24 protein-coding genes are annotated in these 22,541 nt (G+C 49.7%); 8 read left to right on the top strand and 16 right to left on the bottom strand.

The features are described 5' to 3' along the window. Window positions 1-11: 11 nt before the first annotated feature. Window positions 12-881, bottom strand: a complete 870-nt coding sequence (locus H6F88_RS29835) for a DUF2232 domain-containing protein (protein WP_190646452.1) — start codon at window positions 879-881, stop codon at window positions 12-14. A 125-nt stretch (window positions 882-1,006) separates the two neighbouring features. Between H6F88_RS29835 and H6F88_RS29830 the strand changes: the two genes are divergently transcribed. After that, a complete protein-coding gene (locus H6F88_RS29830; RefSeq protein ID WP_190646451.1) occupies window positions 1,007-1,951 on the top strand; it encodes a bestrophin family ion channel in 945 nt (314 codons plus the stop codon). Here the strand turns inward: H6F88_RS29830 and H6F88_RS29825 are convergent. Beyond that, a complete protein-coding gene (locus H6F88_RS29825; RefSeq protein ID WP_190646450.1) occupies window positions 1,878-2,417 on the bottom strand; it encodes a universal stress protein in 540 nt (179 codons plus the stop codon). The genes H6F88_RS29830 and H6F88_RS29825 overlap by 74 nt on opposite strands. A 21-nt stretch (window positions 2,418-2,438) precedes the next feature. Here H6F88_RS29825 and H6F88_RS29820 point away from each other — a divergent pair, with 21 nt between their 5' ends. Then, window positions 2,439-2,618, top strand: coding sequence for a hypothetical protein (locus H6F88_RS29820; protein ID WP_190646449.1), 180 nt, complete (start codon window positions 2,439-2,441; stop codon window positions 2,616-2,618). 20 nt (window positions 2,619-2,638) lie between these two features. On the opposite strand, the gene H6F88_RS29815 is transcribed toward H6F88_RS29820, so the two are convergent. Both H6F88_RS29815 and H6F88_RS29810 read right to left on the bottom strand, forming a co-directional pair. Further along, a complete protein-coding gene (locus H6F88_RS29815; RefSeq protein ID WP_190646448.1) occupies window positions 2,639-3,352 on the bottom strand; it encodes a DUF4230 domain-containing protein in 714 nt (237 codons plus the stop codon). Between the two features lie 193 nt (window positions 3,353-3,545). Next, entirely contained in the window at window positions 3,546-3,761 is a 216-nt protein-coding gene (locus tag H6F88_RS29810; protein WP_190646447.1) for a hypothetical protein, read from the bottom strand. Window positions 3,762-4,058: 297 nt separating this feature from the next. Between H6F88_RS29810 and H6F88_RS29805 the strand changes: the two genes are divergently transcribed. From H6F88_RS29805 to mutY, 4 genes are all read left to right on the top strand, one after another. Then, window positions 4,059-4,409 carry an NAD(P)H-quinone oxidoreductase subunit M gene (locus H6F88_RS29805; protein ID WP_190646446.1) on the top strand — a complete coding sequence of 117 codons (351 nt, stop codon included), beginning with the start codon at window positions 4,059-4,061 and terminating at the stop codon, window positions 4,407-4,409. A gap of 141 nt (window positions 4,410-4,550) precedes the next feature. Further along, window positions 4,551-7,142 carry a protein phosphatase 2C domain-containing protein gene (locus H6F88_RS29800; RefSeq protein WP_190646445.1) on the top strand — a complete coding sequence of 864 codons (2,592 nt, stop codon included), beginning with the start codon at window positions 4,551-4,553 and terminating at the stop codon, window positions 7,140-7,142. Window positions 7,143-7,253: 111 nt separating this feature from the next. Continuing rightward, the gene (locus tag H6F88_RS29795; protein ID WP_190646444.1) at window positions 7,254-7,595 is read left to right on the top strand and encodes a DUF760 domain-containing protein; all 342 of its coding nucleotides are present in this window, start codon (window positions 7,254-7,256) and stop codon (window positions 7,593-7,595) included. A 116-nt stretch (window positions 7,596-7,711) separates the two neighbouring features. Next, window positions 7,712-8,803, top strand: a complete 1,092-nt coding sequence (mutY, locus tag H6F88_RS29790; RefSeq protein WP_190646503.1) for an A/G-specific adenine glycosylase — start codon at window positions 7,712-7,714, stop codon at window positions 8,801-8,803. 115 nt (window positions 8,804-8,918) lie between these two features. Here mutY and H6F88_RS29785 read toward each other — a convergent pair whose 3' ends face one another. Beyond that, window positions 8,919-9,302, bottom strand: a complete 384-nt coding sequence (locus H6F88_RS29785) for an NfeD family protein (RefSeq protein ID WP_190646443.1) — start codon at window positions 9,300-9,302, stop codon at window positions 8,919-8,921. A 55-nt stretch (window positions 9,303-9,357) separates the two neighbouring features. Between H6F88_RS29785 and H6F88_RS32950 the strand changes: the two genes are divergently transcribed. Next, window positions 9,358-9,513, top strand: a complete 156-nt coding sequence (locus H6F88_RS32950) for a hypothetical protein (protein WP_190679502.1) — start codon at window positions 9,358-9,360, stop codon at window positions 9,511-9,513. 108 nt (window positions 9,514-9,621) lie between these two features. Here the strand turns inward: H6F88_RS32950 and H6F88_RS29780 are convergent, their stop codons facing one another. The 9 genes from H6F88_RS29780 to H6F88_RS29740 all read right to left on the bottom strand — a co-directional run bounded on the left by H6F88_RS29780 (window position 9,622) and on the right by H6F88_RS29740 (window position 19,581). Then, on the bottom strand, window positions 9,622-11,463 hold the full coding sequence (locus tag H6F88_RS29780; protein WP_190646442.1) for a DUF3685 domain-containing protein: 1,842 nt from the start codon (window positions 11,461-11,463) through the stop codon (window positions 9,622-9,624). A gap of 151 nt (window positions 11,464-11,614) precedes the next feature. Next, a complete protein-coding gene (locus H6F88_RS29775; RefSeq protein WP_190646441.1) occupies window positions 11,615-11,905 on the bottom strand; it encodes an MSMEG_0570 family nitrogen starvation response protein in 291 nt (96 codons plus the stop codon). Continuing rightward, a complete protein-coding gene (locus tag H6F88_RS29770) occupies window positions 11,880-13,073 on the bottom strand; it encodes an MSMEG_0565 family glycosyltransferase (protein ID WP_190646440.1) in 1,194 nt (397 codons plus the stop codon). The genes H6F88_RS29775 and H6F88_RS29770 overlap by 26 nt, the downstream gene beginning before the upstream one ends. 16 nt (window positions 13,074-13,089) lie before the next feature. Further along, on the bottom strand, window positions 13,090-14,073 hold the full coding sequence (locus tag H6F88_RS29765) for a sll0787 family AIR synthase-like protein (protein WP_190646439.1): 984 nt from the start codon (window positions 14,071-14,073) through the stop codon (window positions 13,090-13,092). A 9-nt stretch (window positions 14,074-14,082) separates the two neighbouring features. Continuing rightward, complete coding sequence (locus tag H6F88_RS29760) at window positions 14,083-14,604, bottom strand: MSMEG_0567/Sll0786 family nitrogen starvation N-acetyltransferase (protein ID WP_190646438.1); 522 nt, start codon at window positions 14,602-14,604, stop codon at window positions 14,083-14,085. 31 nt (window positions 14,605-14,635) lie between these two features. After that, window positions 14,636-15,730 carry an MSMEG_0568 family radical SAM protein gene (locus tag H6F88_RS29755; RefSeq protein ID WP_190646437.1) on the bottom strand — a complete coding sequence of 365 codons (1,095 nt, stop codon included), beginning with the start codon at window positions 15,728-15,730 and terminating at the stop codon, window positions 14,636-14,638. Beyond that, window positions 15,675-16,718 (bottom strand): Nit6803 family nitrilase, encoded by a 1,044-nt coding sequence (locus tag H6F88_RS29750; protein WP_190646436.1) that lies wholly within the window; start codon window positions 16,716-16,718, stop codon window positions 15,675-15,677. The genes H6F88_RS29755 and H6F88_RS29750 overlap by 56 nt, the downstream gene beginning before the upstream one ends. Window positions 16,719-16,886: 168 nt before the next feature. Next, complete coding sequence (locus H6F88_RS29745; protein ID WP_190646435.1) at window positions 16,887-17,369, bottom strand: MSMEG_0572/Sll0783 family nitrogen starvation response protein; 483 nt, start codon at window positions 17,367-17,369, stop codon at window positions 16,887-16,889. Window positions 17,370-17,685: 316 nt separating this feature from the next. Further along, the gene (locus tag H6F88_RS29740; protein ID WP_190646434.1) at window positions 17,686-19,581 is read right to left on the bottom strand and encodes a serine/threonine-protein kinase; all 1,896 of its coding nucleotides are present in this window, start codon (window positions 19,579-19,581) and stop codon (window positions 17,686-17,688) included. 327 nt (window positions 19,582-19,908) lie between these two features. Here H6F88_RS29740 and H6F88_RS29735 point away from each other — a divergent pair, with 327 nt between their 5' ends. Next, on the top strand, window positions 19,909-20,829 hold the full coding sequence (locus tag H6F88_RS29735) for a histone deacetylase (protein WP_190646433.1): 921 nt from the start codon (window positions 19,909-19,911) through the stop codon (window positions 20,827-20,829). A gap of 280 nt (window positions 20,830-21,109) precedes the next feature. Here the strand turns inward: H6F88_RS29735 and H6F88_RS29730 are convergent, their stop codons facing one another. Both H6F88_RS29730 and H6F88_RS29725 read right to left on the bottom strand, forming a co-directional pair. Then, a complete protein-coding gene (locus H6F88_RS29730) occupies window positions 21,110-21,760 on the bottom strand; it encodes a DUF3105 domain-containing protein (protein WP_190646432.1) in 651 nt (216 codons plus the stop codon). 93 nt (window positions 21,761-21,853) lie between these two features. Then, the gene (locus tag H6F88_RS29725) at window positions 21,854-22,417 is read right to left on the bottom strand and encodes a hypothetical protein (protein ID WP_199318763.1); all 564 of its coding nucleotides are present in this window, start codon (window positions 22,415-22,417) and stop codon (window positions 21,854-21,856) included. Window positions 22,418-22,541 lie beyond the last annotated feature (124 nt).

Below are 22,541 nucleotides of genomic sequence, written 5' to 3'. Positions count from 1 at the left end.
TCCCTCATCCTTTATCCTTCCTCTTCCAGCAACACCTGCACCCAGCTTGGAGGCTCTGGAATTGGGTTGCCTAACCGCTCCAAGAGGAGCCATGCCGCCAAATGAACCGTGAACAGGTAAACCAGATCACTACAGATGATTGCCCCAATCGTCACAAGCTGAATCACCGTCAGATCTGGTTGCCCCAAGGCGCTAATTCCAAGCAGCCCCCAATCGACTAGCTTGGTTAAGATCCATTCAGTAAAATCTGTAATGCGGTTGGTTAAGTAGATCCAGAGGTCTTCACCCAAAAAGGTCGACAATAGCCAAATTCGGAAGAAAAAGCCAAAGGTAGAAATTAGCGTTCCAGTGCCGATTGACATCGTCCAGCCAGCCTGTCGTTTCCACAATGCCCCAAGTTGTACGCCCAACAGCCCATAAGGGACGAAAAATAACAGGCTCAGGTAGGGACCCATCAGCACGGATAACAGCAAACCTGTTACTAGCGCTGACATCCAAGCAGCTCGGTGACCCCAGCGCAGGTAGACTAAGGCAATTGGAGCGGGAAATAAAATCCGCATCCAGGCACCAATACTAAGGTAATAGCTGACGAGCCAGAGCAAGCTAGCCGTGCTAGCAAGAAACGCTGTCTCTACCATCGCAAGAGGCGGTAAAGCAGCCTTGACTTCGGGAACGACCAATTCAGGCTGTCCTGTCTGCTGATCTTTTGCTGAATCAGCCACCACTGCGAAGGGATCGTCTAAAAAGTTTTCTTCAGCTTTAGCTTGAGCAGATTTGTCTGATTCAAAGGCGGGATCGCTTTTCGGATCAGAGGAAGATTCAGGTGAAGATCCCTGTTTCCGAATTGGGTCAGATCGATCGCCTTCAAATGAACCACTCATGCAAAATCCGAGAAGATAGCAGATCTACTCTATCGCTATATCTGCTCAATCAGCAGGGGTCAGATTTGAAACACTGTTATACGGTAGGTTGAAGGAATGAAGCATTGCTTGTCTTGTAACCTTCTATGACCCTCAACTGGTTTGCCCAAGCGTTCCGCTTGAAAGGCTCAGTAGCACTGACGGTGCTGCCGCGATCGCTGCTATTTGGGATGTTTGGCTTCCTTGTTTCACTTCTGCACTACTTCTACCCGCTGCTTTCACTGAAAGTACTGGGAGATTTAACCACCAATGTCGTTTTTAATCTAGTACTGGGTTTGCTGCTGGTCTTTCGCACTAATTCAGCCTATGACCGTTACTGGGAAGGACGCAAAGCCTGGGGGCAATTGGTTTTTAACATTCGGAACTTAGCTAGAGAAATTAAATTGGGGATCGCAGCCTCAGAGCCAGCCGACGAAACAGAAAAACAAATAGCACTGCGTCTATTGGTAACGTTTGCCCTGACGACAAAACATCATCTTCGGCAAGAGCCTGTCGGTCGTGAAGTCTCCGACCTGATTCCTGAGACACAAAATTCAATGCTAGAAGGTTCTCGCAATTCTCCATTAGAAATCACTCTGTGGCTGGGTGATTATCTTCAGAAGCAGTTTCAGCATAATCATCTGGATTCGATGCGGCTGGTGGCACTTAACGGAATGCTCAGCAATATGGTTGAAGGGTTGACCAGTTGCGAACGGATTCTACGGACCCCCATTCCGATCGCCTATGCAATTTATTTAAAGCGCTTAATTTTAATCTACTGTGTGGGTTTGCCGTTTCACCTGGTTGACGATATCGGCTGGCTAACTGGCATCAGTCTAGTGATTGTCAGCTTCATTCTGTTTGGGGTAGATCAGATTGGCGATGACATTGAAAACCCGTTTGGGTGTGATGCAAATGATCTGCCGCTAGACTCGATTTGCGATACGGTCAAAACTAGCGTTGATCAGGTGATTGAATTTATGCCGGTTGGCGATCGCTCCCTTCCACTCGCATTTCAGTCAGAGAAGCTTGAGCAGTTGGAGCTTGAATGATCAGCACCGCACAGGAAGCATGGTGCAGCACGTAGTTACTGACGCTGCCTAAAATTGCCTCTGTCAGCCCTTTTCGTCCTCGTCGTCCAACTACTATCAGGTCAGCATTCCAGTTTTTTGCGATTTCGCACAGCCCCTGCCCCGGATCGGCGACTCGGTAGTTGATTTCAGTCGCAATGCCTTGGCGAGTAGCAGTTTCACCGTAGTGACTGAGTAACGCCTTTGCTGCCTCGATCTGTTGCTCTAGATACGTGTATTGTGCCTGATGAGTTTGGCTGACAAAATGAGCCGACAAACCCAATTCACCGGCCGCAAAAGTGGGGGATGTGGTCACAACATCTGCTGTCAGGCAATGACACAGCAGTAGCTTGGACCGATTAGTTTGAGCCAACTCCAGCGCTTGCTCAAATACTGGTTGGCTCAGTGCAGCGTGATCAACAGCAACCAAAATTCTTTTGAAGCTCATAACATCTCCTTGAGACAGCCCGTGGGTTGGAAGACGGCTCAAGCGATACGTAACTCAACCAAAGCGCTTTTAACTAATGGCGATCGCCCTCACCCACCCGTCTCACGTCCGCTTCAAGCCTCACCTAAAACTTATCTCAACTTTCAGGTAAAAATACGGTTTTGCAACATGGCTTCAAACATCTTAAAAGCGCAGCATTAGCACCGTGTTTGAGCAGAAAATTACTGCTTTGCACAAGCATCAGCAGCGGGCGCTTGGGTTTCAACAGAAGAGTTGGCATAGCCTGCGGTGGTCAGCAGTTGACTAACCGCTAATTCTGCTTTGACGTTGGCTTCTTCAAGAATGCCTTGAGCGCAAGCCGCTTCTATTACCTTTTGCAGCGTTTCCTGCTGGGCAAGCTGCTGAAGATCAGGGGCAGCATCCGGACCTAAACCCAAAAAGCCTCGGTCATAGTCATAGACTTTCGAGCGGTTTACATCAATTTTGCTGTCCAGAATTTCGGGTGATGGCAACTGCAGGCGAATAGCGTCACCCGTAACCTGAATATCATTTTCGTCTAGCTCAGCCAGGTCAACTCCAGCCCGAACTTCTCCGTAAGCGATGTAAAGCAGAGTCGTCTTGCCGATTGTGTAGCCACCAAGGGTGCGATCGCGACTCGCAGGTACAACCGCCTCCATCGCAAAAATTGCCGTGGTCAACTCGCTGACTCCGCGCACTTGTTGCACGACGAGCGATCGCACGTCTACTTGGGGAGGGGGTTGCGGTGCGGTAAACATTGCCTGCACATTCTCAAAAAATCGTTCGCCACTACGCCAAACGCCCACGACCGTAAATAACGCCAGCAAAACAGTGCCACCCGTCGCCATCAAGGACAGGTTTCTGAATACGGCACCCATATTAAGCCTCTGTCGCTTTTGAGACTCGTAGCTGCCCATGCGATCGCTCCCTCTGCTGGCAAACCGAACACGGCCGTTTCCAGTCTACTGTTAAAGGCGAGAGATAGGGATGGGGGGAAGGATGAAGGGGTTGGGAATTGGAAGTGGGGAGCAGGGGTTAGAGACTGGGGTAGGAATGAAGGATGAAGGCTTCCCACCTGTCCGCCAGTCCCTAAACCTCAACTCCTCATCCCTAAGCTTGCTGCTGTTTGAGCATGAATTTTTTTAAGCTTATAGCCACTACTAGGCAACCGACCTGAATAAGTGTGGGGGCAATGATGATTCCTGCGACGAGGAAAGTAATTGCCAGCATTCCAACAACAAGGGCTGGAATTTCTTCGGTGGTTTGCATGAAGAGGCGGCCAAAGCAGAAGGCGATCGCAAACAGAAGCAGGCAGCTTAAAAACATGAGGTATTAATTTTCTGTAATTTTTTGACCAGAGTTAGACACAGTGCGAATGACGGAGTTTCCGCAAAGGTTGACCCGTATTTTGATATTTTAAGTAGCTTTCTTTGCTTCGAGAAGGCGGATTCTACGGAGAAATTTGTTCGGTCTGCTGAGCAAAGTTTGCAAAATTCGCTGATTTTGATTGAAGAGTTCAGAAATGGTGATGAGAGAGATTGGGTTAAAGGGCTGCGATCGCCCCGTTGACGCTTTAGAATGAATCAGAATCCTGCCGCATCCGTGTGAACACCCTAATTTCTTATGCTGCTTAAGTCCACTACCCGGCACATCCGCATCTTTACGGCTGAAGTTGACACTGCTAACGATGAGCTTCTACCCAGCGAGGATAAGCTGACATTAGATGTTGACCCAGATAACGAATTGCTCTGGAATGATGAGGCACTCCAGGAGGTTTATCGCAAGTTTGATGAGTTAGTTGCTGCTTCTGCCGGGGCAGACCTGACTGATTACAATCTGCGTCGAATTGGCTCTGATCTGGAGCATTTTGTGCGATCGCTACTGCAAGCAGGCAAGATTTCCTATAACCTCAAAAGCCGCGTCCGCAACTACAGCATGGGCTTACCAAAAGTGTCTGTTGACGAGTCTATCTAGGGATGTAATTGATTTTTGATAGCACATCCTGCTCGCAAGAATTAAGCCAAACCTGGTTATACCCGTTTGTGTAACACGTGTAAGATGGTCTGTTGGCGGAAGTCTGAGATATCCTGAGAAGACCGCTGTATTCCTGGCTTCATGCAAAACGCCACAGCAACAATCTATTGCCCCAACTATAGTTGTCAGGCTCCCAATCCGGAGGGTCATCGGTTCTGCCAGAAATGCCGTACCTTTTTGCCGAGGCATTATCTCTGGGCGGTGGGACACGATGCCGATGCCTATCAACCTGGAGAGGTGCTGGCAAATCGTTATATCTGTAAGAGTCCTCGGATCTTCCTGGATGCAAAACCGGGCATAGTTTCCCAGGCTCCGACGGAAATTCCTCAATCGATATCGGCTTATCTGCGACTTTCCCCCTATCGGCTCCACGTTCCTCAGGTCTACGGGCTGGTGCAGGCAGATCAGTCTGGAGCAGACATTCTGCTGTTGGAACAGGCAGCCCTGTTTGTGCCGCCTCTCTCTACTCAGGCTGGTACTGAAGCAACCATTCCCTCCTTGTTACCTGCCCTGACCGAAGTGTGGCAACAGGCAACGGGGTTGCGCCAAATCAATTGGCTGTGGCAGATCGCTCAACTCTGGCAACCCTTAACGCTAGAGCAGGTTGGAACCAGTTTGCTGGAGCCTGATCTGCTGCGAATGGAAGGACCCCTAATTCGATTGCTAGAGCTACACCCCGAGCATGGAAGTAATCCGCCAACGTTGCCTCAGTTGGGTCATCTCTGGGCAGGATGGGCTGAGACGGCTCAAGCAGCGATCGGCCCTTTCCTCCGGCAACTCTGCCAAGATCTAATTCAAGGAACTATTCGCAGCGGCGAACAGCTTGTTGATCGGCTAGATGAAGGCTTGTCACTGGCAGGACAGCATCAGTCGAGGCAAATTCAAGTTGCGACTCGCACAGACCAGGGACCAAGCCGCCAGCGCAACGAGGATGCCTGCTACCCGCCCGGTGGCACCTTCAAGACTATTACCCTGACTGCTGGAACAGCGGCTCCTGATTCTTCGTTGGTGATTGTCTGTGACGGAATTGGTGGTCATCAAGGGGGAGATGTCGCCTCGAACCTGGCGATCGAGGCAATTTGGGAACGAATGCAGCCGCTGCGCCCAGAAGCCCTATCACCTGCTGCTCTGTCGGTTGAAATTGAAAAAGCTGCCTGCGCTGCGAATGACCTGATCAGCCAGCGCAATGACAGTGAAAAACGGCTCGATCGCCAGCGTATGGGTACAACGCTGGTCATGAGTTTGGTTAGAAACCACGAACTTTATACTGCTCACGTAGGTGACAGTCGCGCCTATCTGATTACTCGCTGGGGCTGTCACCAAATCACCTTGGACGATGACATTGCTTCGCGGGAAGTGCGCCTAGGCTACGGATTTTATCGGGAAGCTTTGCAGCAGCCGAGTTCTGGTTCGCTGGTGCAGGCTTTGGGCATGGGGTCTTCTAATAGTCTGCATCCGACAGTGCAGCGGTTTGTGTTGGATGAAGACTGCATTTTCTTGCTCTGTTCTGATGGCTTAAGTGATGGCGATCGCGTTGAGGAATGCTGGGATACAACTATTTTGCCGGTGCTAGACGGTAAGTTTGACCTGGCTGCGGTGAGTCAGCAGCTAGTTGAGATTGCCAACACCCGCAACGGACACGACAACGTAACAATTGGGCTAGTGTACTGTCGGCTGAGCGAGCAGGGGTTAAACATTGCTCCGGGTGCATTGATGTCAGCGGTGCAGCCGCCACGCCAACCCATGCCTGCTAAAACCGTTCTGCAGACAGGTCGGGGAGCGCGGATTCAGCCAACTCAATCTGATGCAACCACTTCAACCCTGAAGACTCAAGTGTTGGAACCATCTAAGCGACGGCGTCCCAGCATCTTCCCCTTGCTGTTAGGCATCTTGGTGCTGTTAGGGTTGGGGGGAACGCTACTGGCGCTACTGGTGCCATCGATTGGCAATCGCATCGCTCCTTTAGTTGGCTTAGGCTCAAACTCTGAGCCTGTTCAACCCTCATCTGAACCCGCAATTGTTCCAGACGAACCTCTTGACCAAACTACAGTAGCGATCGCCTCTCTGGAGGTTGGTTCTTACATTCGAGTGGAGCGATCGCCCTCACCGGGTTCTCTAAGTGGCAACGAGCCATTGGTGCTGCTGCCTCAGCTTGCATCTTCTACTGCTGACCCTGGGAGTGCCGCTCCGGGTGGCACCGCTGATGACTTTCCTGCCCCACCATCTACTGCAACCGGGGAGATTCCTTCAGGCAGTGTCCTTCAGGTTTTGAGCCGGCAAGGTGCGTCTGGACAAGAGCGATGGGTAAGGCTGCGGGTTTGTTCTGTCCCAACGGCTGAAGGGTCGATTGGGCAGCCCTCTGAAGAGGGTACTGCTGACAGTCCGACAGCAAGCCCAATATCTAGTTCGACAGTTAGCCCCGATGCAGGCAACCGATCGCCTGTCCCGATTGAACCAACGGCACCGGAACCGGAACCGGCTACACCGCTGCTTCAACCTGGGGCAGAAGGCTGGATTCAGGAAGCGGCGATTGCCTCCCATGTCCAACCGCAAAACGGACTAACTGCTGCTCAACGAGGAGAATGCGCCCCACCAACCGCATCAACTACACGCATCCCAGCTAGCCCTCCAGCCACCCCGATTCCTAGCCCTGCTGCACCAGCAGGTAGCTGACCTAGGTAGGCAAATCCGTCACTGCTAGTTCGGTTCCGCCCACTTCATGCCTGAGGGGGGGATTGGTAGATTAGGTGTAGGTGATAAATCCGATTGAGTGAGGTTCCTAACGTGAACAACGCATCAAATCAAGTCTCAGAGTTTTTTGGTAACGAAGCTGAATCTGGTAGCCAGTTTTGGCAGTATGTCCAGTCGATGAATCCAGAAACGATTGCTCAGCTTTCTAAGCCAAGTTCTTCTGAAGTCTTTCAGGTCATGGAACGGAACATCATGGGGCTGTTGGGAAACCTCCCACCGGAGCACTTTGGTGTTGCCATTACAACCAGTCGTGAGCATTTAGGACGTTTGCTGGCTTCGGCAATGGTCAGCGGCTACTTCCTCCGCAACGCAGAGCAGCGGATGGTGTTTGAGCGGTCTCTACAAGCGAGCGAAGCAGTTTCCGACGCTGAATAGTTAGCAGGTAATTTATTTAGCGGTGCGTCATTCTGGTGGCTTCGGTAAATCAAAATTCATCTGTAGATATTAACCCAGACTCGGCAGGCTTGAGTGCAGACCTGTCGAGTTCTGCTATGGAGACTTTGCAGCAGTTGCCGTTGATGAGTTTGCGACGATCGCTCCTTACCTGGTACGCCACCTCTGGACGCAGTCTGCCCTGGCGGGAAACCCGAGACCCCTACCAAATCTGGGTTTCCGAAACCATGCTGCAACAGACTCAGGTAAAAACTGTAATTCCCTACTATCAGCGATGGATAGAGCAGTTTCCTACAGTCGAGGCGCTAGCGCAGGCAGACCAGCAGCAGGTCTTGAAAGTTTGGCAGGGGCTTGGCTACTATGCTCGTGCGCGAAATTTGCACAAAGCAGCCCAGGAAGTCGTGGAAAAGTTTGGCGGACAGTTTCCCCCAAATTTAGAAGAGGCGATCGCCCTCCCAGGAATTGGACGCACCACTGCCGGGGGCATTCTCAGCGCAGCATTCAACCAACCCGTGTCGATTTTGGATGGCAACGTCAAACGAGTTTTAGCCCGATTGATTGCACTAGAGCGATCGCCCAGTAAAGCGCTTAAGCTACTATGGCAGCTATCTACAGATCTGCTGGATTTACAGCAGCCGCGTGACTTTAATCAAGCATTGATGGATTTGGGAGCAACAGTTTGTACACCCAAAAATCCAGCCTGTTTGCTTTGTCCCTGGAAAGAACCCTGTCTGGCTCACAATCTGAACATGCAAAACGAATTGCCTCTCTCTGAAAGTCGCGCTCCCCTGCCCCACAAAAAGATTGGCGTCGCCGTCATTTGGGATGATCAGGGCAAAATTTTGATTGATCGCCGTCGTCAAGAAGGGCTGCTCGGCGGACTCTGGGAATTTCCTGGTGGCAAAATTGAGCCAGAAGAAACGGTAGAAGCCTGCATTAAACGAGAAATTCAGGAAGAACTGGGAATTGAGGTGGAAGTGGGCGATCGCCTCATTACTATCGACCACACCTACACTCACTTTCGCGTCACGTTGAATGTACATCACTGCCGTCACCTGAGCGGCGAACCCCAACCGATTGAGTGTGACGAAATCCGCTGGGTAACACTAGCTGAAATCGAACAATTTCCTTTTCCCAAAGCAAACGTACAGATTATTCAGGCACTACACGAATTTGCTGCTGAATCGTGACGTTTAGAGCAAGGAATCGTGTAGGTTGGCGGAGTAGCGAAACCCAACTTCTGTATGGGTTACACTGCGCTAACCCATTCTACGGTTATACAGCTAACATACAGCTAACTAACGATTACGCTTGAAAGAGGTAGCGATCGCCATCATCACTTCGCTTGAGTTTCAGCAAAACAGACAGTCTAGAACTGAGCCTCTGGCTCCATTCAGAGCTGCGAAGATCGTCTTTGTCGGATTGAATAGGGGCATTAGAGGAAAACTCACCGGGCAGTGGGCTACCCTTTGGCACAACGAGTAGAGTGATTCCCTGCCGCCCCACAATGGTTACAACTTCTTCAGGATTTGCAGACAAGTGAGAATCTGGATAATAAAACTGAGCGGGCCAATAGCTTCCTTGAAACTTCACCCGTCCCGACTCAGTAGAGGTGATGGTTTGCTCGACCTTACCTGCTTCTGGTTTGGAGAAAAGCGTAATAGTTTGGGAATCTTGCGAAGATTTCATGAATAACCTCTAAAAGTGCTAAAAACGGTTTTTCTCGACGAAACAGGACTCCGGGTTGTTGACTCTCACTATCGAGCATTCTTCTCAACGGTCGAGTGACGCAGCTACTCGATCGCCTGTGATTGTTCAGAGAGCTTTAGGTGATGGAGAATACCCTAAATGGGTGATGTCCTTCACGCAACCCACTGATTTTGGTCACTGCTCAGTCTGAAAGGCAGACTATCAGAGGACAGCAAATTAAAAATTAGGGTCAAAGATAGAAGGGCGTCCCACTCCGTGGGACGCCCTTCTATCTTTGACCCTTTTCAGAAGACCATTATTACTTTTGGCGTTCGTTGCGGTTATATTTGCCGTCTTGCCAGGCGGTGCCAACCCCTTTAAGAATGCCGCGACCGATCAGCCCGATGCCGCGACCAATTACTTCGGTCAGTACATAAATTAGCCCAGTGCCGACAAAAGAAATAGCGGAACGGAAGCGAGGGGCGATCGCATCACGGGTTTCTAGCGCTAACGTCACCGTAAACTGAAGCCCTGATAATTGCTCTAGCTCTTGGGCACGAGGCGCATAAACCGCTACTCTCTGAATGCCACGACCATAAAGAATAAACAGGGGATACTGACTTTCAAAGATTGCTTTAGGTTCGCCAAGGTATTTTTCTAAGCGATATTTCCAGGACAAGTTATTTCTAAATCGTTCTACTTCCCGAATTGAAAGTAAGCGATATTCATAAAAGTTTTGCTTGATTGTTTCTATGTTGGCAAAGCGGTTGAGTAGCGGCTGCACCACAGCATTGGCAACCTGAATAATCAGATTTTCAAGAATAGATTCCGCTCGTCGCATTGCTTCGGGTGAGCCAGGTACATAGGGAATCCCCTCAAGAATTAGTGGCGTCTGAAAGAGCAAATGAGACAGCAAATCGTCAAAAAATGGAATTTTATCCAGAATGGCGCTCTGCACAACTTCAATATCTTGAAGCAACGTGCTAGGTACTTCTATTTCGGCGTTGCCTATCGAAATAGTGTAATATTTGCCGAAAAAATCTGTGACAACCGCTCTCCAGAGATCTTGCAAAATCAGCGATCGCTTCTCCTCTAACTGTCCAGGCTGTACCTGCGAAAAGCGCAGTTCATCCAAAATCTCCTCTAACTGCCGCAAGATTAAATAGAGCAATTCCCGCTTTTTTTCTTCTCGCAAGATATCAATTTCTAGGGGTGTCTTGGTCTGGTTTTGCAGACTGCTTTGCAGTTTTGCGGCGATCGCATCAAACAGCGCTGCCTGCAAATTACGGGCATTAGCTAATCCATTTTCTGATGGCGTTATCACCGTGAGTTCTGTGTCCCCAGAAGGCTGAGTTGCGTTGGTTTGCTCAAGTTGTTGAGCAGGGCGATCCGACGGTGCTGCATCTGACTGCGGCGTCACTGCATTTGGCGGTTCTAGTACGGTCGGAGTTGCCAATAACCGTTGCACCAGCCAACGAGAAGCCCGCAGTTCGCGCTGTTGCCCTGCTAAAACTGCCCGATCCAGCAGCGACAGATCTAAGTTTTGCAGTTGATTGGTTACGTCAGACAGTGCTGACTCAATCTGCTGTAGCCCTGACAGACGTAAGTTTCGCCGAAAAATGGCAAATGGAGCCGGTAACTTTACTATCGGCTGAGATCTAATCGAGCCCGAAACAGGGGGAGTGACAACCACCGCAAGTTCTTCTGCTGTAGGCTGAACCCAGCGAGGTCCACCTCTTGCAACTTGCCGAATGATTGCTGCCAGTTCTGTTGCTTCAGTATGTTTAGGGCAATATCCTCTCGCGCCCGATCGCCGCGCTGCTGCTAGCATCACAGGTTCCGTCATGGAACTGAGCAGGAGGATGGCGATCGCCGGATACTGAGAGGAAATCTGCCGACACAAATCTAGCCCTTGAATCTGCTCAGGATTAGCACTGCCCAATCCCAAATCCAGGATGACTAAATCAATTGCGATTGAGGATGCAGAAGCCGTGCTGTGAGTTGCTAACGCTTGCAGAGCAGCAGTTCCATCTCCTGCTTCAGCAATCACTTCCAGGTCTGAGAATTGCTCTAGCCAGATCCGTAGCCCCGCCCGAAAAGCCCGGTTGTCATCAACCAACATCAGCCTGAAGGGGCTATTGCTCCTGCCGCTATCTGTCATGTGCTTTACCTGAAGGGCAATCCCTTTGCTCCATCCACTCAGCTTAATGTATAACAAACAGCCTCATTTTTAACGGAATGACCACGGACTGCACGAGTTTAGCGATGGCTCAATTGTTCCAAGTGTGACAGTATTTCGTTGAAAGATTTTTCTAATTCTCGATAAATTTGATCAGTCGCACTTTCGGGTCAGGTAACTCTGCATATTTTGTTGCCATTGTTTCAATCTGGCGCAGTTGCCCGATCGCCAGACTGCACGAAAAGCCATATTTTGCTTTGACGCGATCGCTAGCGATATTCAAAGCAGTGCGCGATCGCTCAACAAAATCTGTTAACGGATACTCACTTCCTTCCTCAAAATATTGACGCACAACTAGAGAAGGCGAGTAACAAACTTCCTGAGAACCGTCGGGTAGTTCAATTTGAAAGCGGATTTCTGGCATGGTGAGATTGAGGGTTAGGGACTGGAGAAGTTGAAAGCTGTTGATAGTGAGTTAAGTGGAGCTTGGCAGACTGTTTCCAGGTGTAGCGCTTAGCCACCTGAATGCCTTGCTCCTTAAAAGACTGGGCTATCTGAGGTTGAACGATGGTTTGCATGGCTTGGGCGATCGCCTCCTCACTCTCCGGATCAACCAAAAGTGCTTCTCGCTCAGACAAAAACTCAGTAAATGGAGCAATATTTGAAGTAACTACGGGAATACCAGAAGCCATTGCTTCCAGCACCACCAGTCCCCATCCCTCCTTGAGGGAAGGAAAAACAAAAGCATCAGCAATGCGATAAAGAGCAGGCAATTCAGCGGTGGAGATGACTCCCGGTAAGATGAGTGACTTGGCGATCGCCACTCCTAACCTTTCAGCAAGTTGAAAAAACTCATCGCGATAAGGCTGATAGTCGAACAGCGTTGCCCCTCCTGCAATCACCAGTTGAGCATTAGGATAATGGGTTAACACTTGAGCAAAGGCTCGCAGGAGAGTGATCGAGTTTTTGCGAGGCTCAATGCCACCGACGGTGAGGTAAATTGGCTGACCGCTCAGTCCCAGCTTTTTCACATCGGCTTCAGAACCATCATAATCAGGGGAAAAGTAAGTCGTATTCACACCATTAGTTACTTTGGGGGCATGAATTTGGTGTTGCTCCTGTAGGGCAGTTTGCCAGCGATCGCTTACACAAAGGCACAAATCAGGTTCCCGAATTGAGCGGTCCTGGCAGGTTTGTAGGTAAGGACTATTAAACGCATCAATGTGATGCACCGTTCGCACAAAGTGAGGAATGTGATGGCGCGATCGCAGCTCCGACAAAGCATTTGCACTTAAGCAATCCTGCGCGTGATAGTAGTCATAAACTGGTTTTTCCTGGCTCAGATAGTCTACAAACTCCTGAATTCTTTGTTTGATTAACTGATCGATTCCGCCTGTCACCTCTTTTGCAGGTACCAAAACGTGATCACACTGGAGCGATCGATAAAATCCTGTGCCGTCTTTATCCAAAGCATAAACACAAACAGAGTGCCCCAATTCCTGTAAAGCCTCTGCAACTTCCAACGTATGAACCACGCTACCCCGGGGTTTTGTCGAATAGGTAAAAAAAGCAATCCGAAGTGAGTTCACCATTGACTAATAGATAAATTTAGATTGGTGCGAACCCTGTCAAATTCTCTTGTGTAAGATCCCAAAAGATCTCTGTTTCACTTTTGTAGGTCAAGATTAATTGTTGAGAATCTGTAATTTGGGCGATCGCCTCACAGCTTAATTCTTTTTCCCGAAAACAGGTTTGAACGGCTGCAACATGTTCGGGGCGAACGCTGAGCAGAAAGCCATAGCTGGGGAAACAGAGTAACCACTTTTCTAGGGTCAAGTCTGGGGGAGGAGCGATCGCTTCCAGGTCAACTACAGCACCACACCTAGAAGTTTCCAGCAGCATTAAAAGAGTGCCAATCATGCCGCCCATACTGACATCTTTAGCTGCATCACAAAGTCCTGTCTCTGCTAATTTTGGCAATAGCTCCAAGTTTTCTCTAAGACGACTGGAAGCACCAGAGGTAGCAGCATTCCAAAACGGATGTTTGGGATGTGCCTTACCCCGGAGGTCGATCGCCAGCAGCAATGTATCTCCCGGCTTAGCATTAAAGCTACTGAGCAAGTGAGTTGCTCGTCCTAAAATCGCCACTGACAGTGCATTGTAGGGGCTGTGATAGTTACTGTGCCCACCCACAATTGGCACGCTGTAAGCTTTTGAAGCAGCCGTCATACCTGACCAGACTGCTTCTATAACTGTTGCAGATGTGCCCCATAGGGTATCTACAACGGCGATCGGGCGACCTCCCATTGCGTAAATATCGCTGACGTTTACCATCACGGCGCACCAACCCGCAAACCAAGGTTCTGACTCCACCAGTACATCCCACATCCCTTCTGCTGCTAGGAGAAGGTAGCCGTCCTGGTCGGGGATGGCAGCACAGTCATCACCAATAAGGGAGTTCGGGGATTGGGGATTAGGGATTGGGAGTGAAGGGGAAAATTGCTTTAGGTATTTAGCGGCAAGCTGGATATCTTGCTTTTGTAGCACTCCGATGGATTGGCGTAGGGTTGTTACCAGTTCAATGAGTTTCACAATTGATTGTTATGAGGCTTCTAGTTCTCTCATTCCTAATCTCCAATACCCAATGGCGGGACGAGGTTCGCTGCTGGGAGGATAGTATTCCAGGTCTGCTTGCATCATGTGGTGGGGGCGATCGCAAATCACTATTTCTTCAAGTGAGTGCCAATGCTGCCGCCGAAAGAATTTCACGTTTTGAAGCTGCACAGTTGCCAGAAATTGACGACAGCCCCAGGTGTTTGCAGTAGTTACAGCTTTGTAAATCAAACCACGCCCAATTTGCCCAACACGACGGTAGTCAGGATGAACACCAAGCCTGCCGCCATACCAGACTTGTGGCTCTGTCTCATAAATTCGCACTACACCAACCACGTGTTTTGATGCGTTGAGAGCGACAATAGGATAGGCGATCGCGTCCCATTGATCCTCATCATCACGTTCAAACAAGCCTTGTTCTTCTGCAAAAATCATTTGCCGCAATTCGCAATACGCCTCATATTCAGAAGCTGAAGCCGCTAATTTGTAAGTGTAGGATGAGGTAGTCATGAATGATATTGCAGTGTGTGATTATAGGTGACTAGGCAGACGTTTCAAAGGTTGAAAGAGCAGAACAAGCACCACATTTGGCGCAACCTGCTTTGACTTCCGTAGAAGCCAGCCCCGATCGTTGCAGCATTGCTCCAATTTGCTGATAGAGCGCAAACATAAACTCACTATTGGGTGGTCTGTGATTTGCTAAAGGAGTACCGCTGATCGGCACAAACGGCACTACAAAAGGATAAACACCGACATCAATTAGCTTCTGCGAGATTTCTAACAATGTGTAAAGTGAGTCGCCCAATCCTGCTAACAGGTAAGTACTCACCTGTCCCCGACCAAACACTTTCACAGCCGCCTCAAATGCCTCAAAATAATACTCAAGCGGTACTTCTGCTTTACCTGGCATAATTTTGGCTCGAACCTGTGGGTCAGCCGCCTCCAGGTGCATGCCTAGGCTGTCTACCCCTGCTGCTTGCATTCGCTCGAACCAGATAAAGTCATCGGGTGGTTCACACTGTGCCTGAATTGGGAGATTTACCCTAGATTTAATCACTTTGGCGCACTCAGTTAGATAAGCAGCACCGCGATCGCTCGTATTTGGCGTTCCTGTCGTCATCACCATGTGTTTCACCCCATCCAGACGCACAGCGGCTTCTGCCACTTCTGCCAACTGTTGAGGTGATTTACGGGCGATCGTGCGTTCTGCTGCCAAAGATTGACCAATGGCGCAAAACTGGCAGGCTGTGGCGCGATCGCCGTAACGCATACAGGTTTGCAGTACGGTAGTTGCCAGCACATCATGAGAATGGAGCAAAGCAATCTTCCAATAAGGAATGCCGTCAGCAGTAGTGAGACTATAAAACTTTGGCTGTGTAGGAAATGAGATGGGGGCGATCGCCTCCCCGTCTAGCTTCAACATTGGCAGCACTTGAGCATCCCCAACTTCAATCGCATAGGGTGATTCAGCCGCTCCATCGGTGAAAATGGGTACCATCACCGTCGTGTCATCAATAGTTATTGCTTTATGGTCTGAAGGCCCTGCACCACCCTTACGCCCTGATGCACCAACGGCTGGGTCAATCCATCGCAAACCGTGAGACTGTAACTCCGTAATCAAGTTTTGTTTGTTCATGCTCGTTAGCTGCTTCTCCATTCAGCAATTGTTCAGCAGGGATTGCCTGATGGTGCATCTCTGCGCTCATAAACGGTCTTGCATCGATATTGAGACGAAGCTGAAGTAAGTCAGGACGGGCATAGTGACCGACCGAATCCATCATTCGTTTACGCTTAGTGATAAAAGAGAAATCTAGATCGGCGATCGCCATCCCCTCCCCTTCTGTCACAGGGGGGCAAAGGTGAGTTCCCTCGGGGCTGATGATTGCAGTGTGGCACCCACCTGTTAACACCCGCTGCATCTTTTCGTCTGGCGTGATTTGGGCAATCTGCTCAGGTGTGAGCCAACCTGTTGCATTCACCACAAAACAGCCCGACTCTAAAGCATGATGGCGAATGGTGACTTCCATCTGGTCAGCAAAGATTTGTCCCACCATTGAGCCAGGAAACTGAGCACAGTGAATTTGTTCATGTTGTGCCATCAAAGCATAGCGGGCAAGCGGATTGTAATGTTCCCAGCAGGCAAGAGCACCAACCATTCCCACCGCAGTGTTCACCACTTTTAGCCCCGACCCATCTCCTTGCCCCCATACCATCCGCTCATGATAAGTTGGCGTAATTTTGCGCCGCTTCAACACAAGTGTTCCATCTGCATCAAAGATGAGTTGAGCGTTGTAGATGGAACCATTCTCCCGCTCATTTACCCCTAAAACTACAACGATGTTGGCAGCCCGAGCAGCCTGACTCACTGCCTCTGTCACTGCTCCCGGCACCTCTACAGCTTCCTCATAAAGCCGCATGTGTTCCTTACCCATCAACACGGGTGGTTGAATGAATGAGAAATAAGGATAGTAGGGAACAAAAGTTTCTGGAAATACAACCAGATTTGCCCCTGCTTTGGCGGCTTGGGCGATCGCCTCTAACACTTTCTCAACCGTTCCCTCACGGCTAAACAGCACTGGACTAATCTGCACCGCAGCCGCCCTAACAGTTCGTGAGTAATCCATAGATTTTCCTTGACGGGGGAGATAGTGAGTGATGTTAAGTTGGGTCATCGGTCACTTGTTATTAGTTGTTTGCAAGTGTAGGAGCCAATGAAGAATGGCAAGTCACAAATGATAAACAAGCAATGATAAATGACCAATCACTAATGACCGATGACCAATAACTCTTCCCTACAGTGTCCAGGTGTCTAAAATGAAGGCTCCCTCCTTGCGGTGCATCAGCACCAAGTCCAACACATCTAGGGGGCTAATCGGACGAATTCCGGCGATCAGAGACGGTTCACCATGACCATACAGCGCTTGCAGGGCAAAGCGGCACGCATAAACCTTTCCCCCTTCAGCCATAAACTTGCTGAGCTGATTGTTGAAGTTTTGGTGTCCAGGAAACGCTTCATCTCCAATTTTTGGGAAACCTCGCTGAACGCCCAAGGTAACTCCTGGACCGTACAGCAAAATTGAAGTCTCAAACCCTTTACGCAGCAGACGCAGCGATTGCAGTAAATTGACCAGACCAATTGATCCTTCAAATGCAACAGTGTGGAATGTTACGAGAGCTTTTTCACCCGGTTCTGCCTGCACATCGGGAAATACTTTCTCTTCGTAATCAACAAAAAAGTCACCTGCTTGATGCGCGGGAATTTCAACTGAAGGCATAGTTGTCTCCTGAAAAGTGGGTCAGATCCAACAGTCTCTTAACTAACCTGAGTTAAGAATCCAAATATCTGCTGAGATTGAGACAAATGCTTGATCCGAGATCCATTTCGTTGCGCTTGTCTGCAATCTAATTCGGCTGTTGATTGCAGGTTAAGAGCTTGACTCACTTATTCTTGTATAATTAGTAACGAAAAGTAGGGTTCTGTTGGTAAGTACAGGCAATATTGAAGGGGTGGCAAAGTAGATTAGCAGCGATCGCCCTCAACAACCTGCCTAAAAAGACAGGTGACTACTTTCTACTAATTACTAACGGCTATTAATAACCCAATCGTTCTCGTGCTTGCTGACGTAAAGGGCCAGCTTGGGGATGGTCGGGCTGCATTTGCAAAGCTTTATCGAGAGATGCGATCGCCTGGTCAAAGCGACCCAAGTTCCACAGCGCTTGCCCTCTAGTAGCCCAAGCTTCTACAGAATTGCGATCAAGGGCGATCGCTCGGTCTAGCGCCGAAATTGCCTCCACCGATCGTCCAAAGCTTTGTAACGTGATGCCCATATCAACCCACGCCCCAACTAGGTCTGGCTTTAGTTGGGTTGCCCGTTCAAATAGCCTGAGCGACTGGAGCGATCGCCCCTGCTCTCGGTAAGCTCGTCCTTTACTCCAGTAAGCTTCAGCATAATTGGGGTTGATCGCCAAGGCATCATCACAGGCGACAGCAGCTTCGGCAGGTTGCTGCAAATAGGTAAGGCTGTGACAACGTCCCCAGTACGCCTTAGCATTCGCTGGCTCAAGGGCAAGTAGTCCGTTGTATGCTTCTAGCGCTTGTTGAAACTGCCCACTCTGTAGCAGGCGATCGGCACGGCTTTGCATTTTTGCTGCCCATTCTTCTGGTGCAGGCAGGTTTGGAGCCGCAAGGGAGCGAATCATTGGCATAGCGGGAGTGCCCGCATGAGAACCAACCGTTTCAATCGGAGGGCTAACAGGCTGCAAAAAAGCATCCGTCTGCATCGCGACGAACGTTGTACCTGCGGTGGCGAGCCCAGCCAGTCCTAACCCAAAGCCAAGCTTTGCCAATCGCCGCTTATAGCCGAACGACCGTTCTTTCTTCTGTGAAGCCTGGAGTGGAGTGGATGCTGGCTCAGGGTTCTCAAGCCCATTTCCATTCAGTTCATCCGATTGAATCTGGCAGGGAGCCGTCTCTGACTCTAGAGATAGCATTGAAATTTGAACGGTCGTGTCGGAAGGATTAAACACGCTCGTGGAGGCGGATATCAGCTCTGACGCGGTCGTCTCTGTACCTGAAAAGGAAGATTCCAGTGGTGTGTCGACAAATTCAGGTAGGGGCGGTAAAAACTCGGTCACCCCAACTGGGAGTTCTTGAAAGGCTTCCAGGGCTTCTACGGCAGTCGGGTAGCGATCGCGGAAGTCATAGCGCACCATGCATTCCAAAATTTCTGCAAGTTCAGAACTGACTTCGGGGACGCGATCGCGCCAGTCTATTTCTCCAGTTTCAGGATGGTCTCCCAGGCGTTTTGGGTGAATGCCAGTTAAAGCCTGAATTCCAATCACTCCAACTGCGTAAACGTCACTGCTAAAGCGCGGCTTGCCGGCTAATTGTTCATTTGGGATGTAGCCCTGAGTCCCAATCGAAACCGTCAAATCAGTGATGCCTGTGTCAGGATTGGCGCTTTGAGTGCTGACCTGCTTCACTGCACCAAAGTCGATCAGCACAATTCGTCCGTCTTTGCGCCGCCGCATCAGGTTAGAGGGCTTGATATCCCGGTGAATCACCTGCTGCTCATGCACAAACACCAAAACCTGAAGAATATCTCGCAATAAGGCAATTACCTGATCTTCGGGCCAGGTTTTTCCTTTCCTCAGCGGGTGGGTGAGCGATTCACCTTCAATAAATTCTTGAGCCAGATAAAACTCTTGATTTTCCTCAAAGTGAGCAAACAAAGTCGGAATCTGGTTGTGGCTGCCCAACTGGTAGAGCGCTCGGGCTTCGGTGTCAAACAAGCGTCTCGCCATTTGCAGGCTTTTGTCGTCACTCGTCTGTGGCAGCAAGCGCTTAACGACGCAGCGAGGATGCCCTGGTAAATGGAGGTCTTGCGCCAAAAAAGTTTGACCAAACCCACCAGCACCCAGTTGGCTGATGACTTTGTAGCGTCCCCCTAAAGTGGTAGCAGGATGGGTCTGTGGAATTTGGCTCATCGTCGATGGGTGGCTGGTCGGTTGATGGAACCACTGATGGAACCACTTAGGTCAGGTAAAACTAACTCAGAGAAATACCTGTATTTAAAACCCTCAGTACTCGAAGAAGATGCATTCCCGTCAATTCTAACGACTTCAATAATCTAAATTGTGTTGCTAGAACGAGGACAAAATCTATAAAGTCTCTATGATGCATCTTTAAATATTTAACTTTTGGCAATTCAGATTAACCTGCCCAAACCTCCATTAACCCTTTGCTAGTCAGGCGATCGCCCAAACGACCCTCCCTTTAAGTAGGCTCTAAAATTAAACTTTTGGACTGAGGCTATGCTGCCTATTTTTTATTCCGATGAATTTTTGGATCATGATACTGGCGTTTATCATCCTGAGAAACCAGGTCGCTTAACTGCCATCACAAAAGCTCTCAAAGCTGCACCCTGGGCTGATCAGTTGGATTGGCGATCGCCCACACCTATCCACGCTCAAAGCGATCGGCTCATGGCTGCTTTAGAGGCAATTCATCCCCAGCAGTACATCGCTGCGGTGCAACAGCTAGCTAACCGAGGCGGTGGCTATATCGATCAAGACACGATTGTTTCCCCCCGCAGCTATGATGTTGCTCTGCTTGCGGCTAGCGCTTGGCTGGACGGCATTGATCAAACACTGGCAACCGGAGAACCTGCCTTTGTGCTGGCGCGTCCACCCGGACATCACGCGATGCCCCAGCGAGGCATGGGGTTTTGCATCTTTGCAAATGCAGCGATCGCCGCTCACTACGCCCTTCAGCAACCGGGGGTAAATCGCGTCACAATCCTTGACTGGGATGTGCATCACGGCAATGGCACTCAAGCGATCGCCGAAAACCATGCCCAGATAGCCTACTGCTCACTGCACCAATCTCCTTTCTACCCCGGTACTGGCGATGCGGACGAACGGGGCGCTTTTAATAACGTGCTGAATTTGCCGATGCAACGGGGTAGCACCCTGGCAGACTACCAGCCCTTGTTTGAGCAAAAAGTAATTCCGTTTCTTAGTACCTTCCAACCTGACTTGCTGATTGTCAGCGCTGGATATGATGCGACCCAAGCCGATCCGCTAGCAGAAATTGCACTCCAACCAGAGGATTATGGCGTATTCACAAGACTCTGTCTGCAAATCACCCGACGCACTGTCTTTGGCTTGGAGGGCGGATATGACTTTGATTCTCTAGCACAATCCGTCGTAGCTACCGTTGGTCAATGCCTTTAGTCAATACCTTAAGTAACGTGAGTTCGGGATAAGAAATCGTCAGAACCCCTGATTTTTCGTACCTCATTTCGTTGCAGTGAATCAAGCTATTGTCAGCAAGGTCCACAGATGCAATTTTTCTCAATAAACAACCTTATTGAGAAGAGCCTACAGCAATACCCTTTGCCTAAAGCCTTTTATACCAAACCTTGCAGCGTTTAGCTTAACCCGAACTCACGTTAAGTAGGGGCGGACCGCTGTTCGCCCCACAAGAAATGACTTTCCCCGGTATCTCTCAAGGCTAATTAGGGCACTGCCCGTCCTGGCATTCTGGGCCACGAGCAATGTGAGCGTTGTAAAACTCATCAACTACAGCAGCGTCATAAGCTTCTAGCTCTTGCAGGTAGCCCCAAGCAGTCAGGGCGATCGCCTTTGGCATTTCTGAGCGTGGTGTGACAATAATTCGAGGATTAATCGCGCTTAACTCCTCTGCCTGTTGTCTAATCTGCTCCAGATCTTCCGCCTCAACCAGGGCAGGGTTATAGCTGATGATGATGCCACCGTGTTCCAGGTTGTGAACAAGCTGTTCATCTGAAGGAGCTTCGTTATAAATTCCCCAGCGGGCCCACTCTTCATGGTGTGGGCCAGAGGTTGGTGGATTTGAGTTGTATTCAACCTGCTGGTCAGCCGGGACGTGTTCTTGTCCTAAATCGGGAATTGCGGTGCCTGGCAAGGCAATTCCTTCAGGAAGAGGCGGCAAAGTTGCACCAGGCGTATCCACCACAAATTCATCAACGAGTCCAGCTGGCTCTTCCTGGCTCTGCTGCATGTTTCGCCCTTGCATCAGAGCAAAAACGGCTACTAACCCGACGACTCCTAATGGGATAGCCAGCCAGATGTACTGAAGCAGTCGCCCCTTTAAGGTGTCCTGGTGTCGTCGCGATTTACTCATGTGTTTCAATACCTGCTGAATTGATTTGCAACTAGCCCATGAATGGCTAGCCGTATCACTACTTCCATCCTAATTCTCAAAAACATGAACAAATCAAGGCTCTGTTGCAGACAAAACACGATAATGGCTGGCAACATAGCTAAAAAATTTGTAGTAATCCTCAAATTGCTGACTGGGCGATCGCCCCTGCCAGCGATAGATCACGCCTTCGTGCTCCAGCGTCAGATTGAGTGAGCTAGTTTCTGCGGCGATTTGCACCTCTAGCTCTCCAGACAATCCTTGCTCAGTGACAAAATTCTCCTTAATGGGATCGAGCAAAACGCTATTTGGTTCTGTCGCTTCATCCTCAGTCCCTTCACCTAAATCAGCCGGAATTTGGCTGGCCCAGCCTGCAACCTTCACACCAGGGCGGTCAGGTGCACGAAAAACTTGCCCATCCTGGTTGTCGGGTGGCGGTTCAGCAATCCAGTCTTTGGGATAGAGAAACTCAAAACCGTAACGTGAATTTCGGTATGTTTCCCAACCACTTTCAGGGACAAGCAGGCGATCGCACCCTAAAAGCAATGCTGTTGAAACCACCCCAACCGATAGCAAAGCAAAGCGGTAGAACTTAAGAGACGCGATCGCTCCAAATAATCGCACCAGAGATAGATGCATTAGGGTAGGACCTCGCTTGCTTGTAAAGGAATGTAACAATAATGCCGTCATAGCGTCTTGCTGTCTTGACAGGACACGACTGCGGCAATTATTCTGACAACCATACCCGGGTATTAACCATGTA

Source organism: Oculatella sp. FACHB-28, from assembly GCF_014696015.1.
Taxonomy (GTDB): Bacteria; Cyanobacteriota; Cyanobacteriia; order Elainellales; family Elainellaceae; genus JAAUTN01.
Note: the sequence above shows the minus strand (reverse complement) of the source record. Positions and strands in the feature narration are given on the sequence as shown.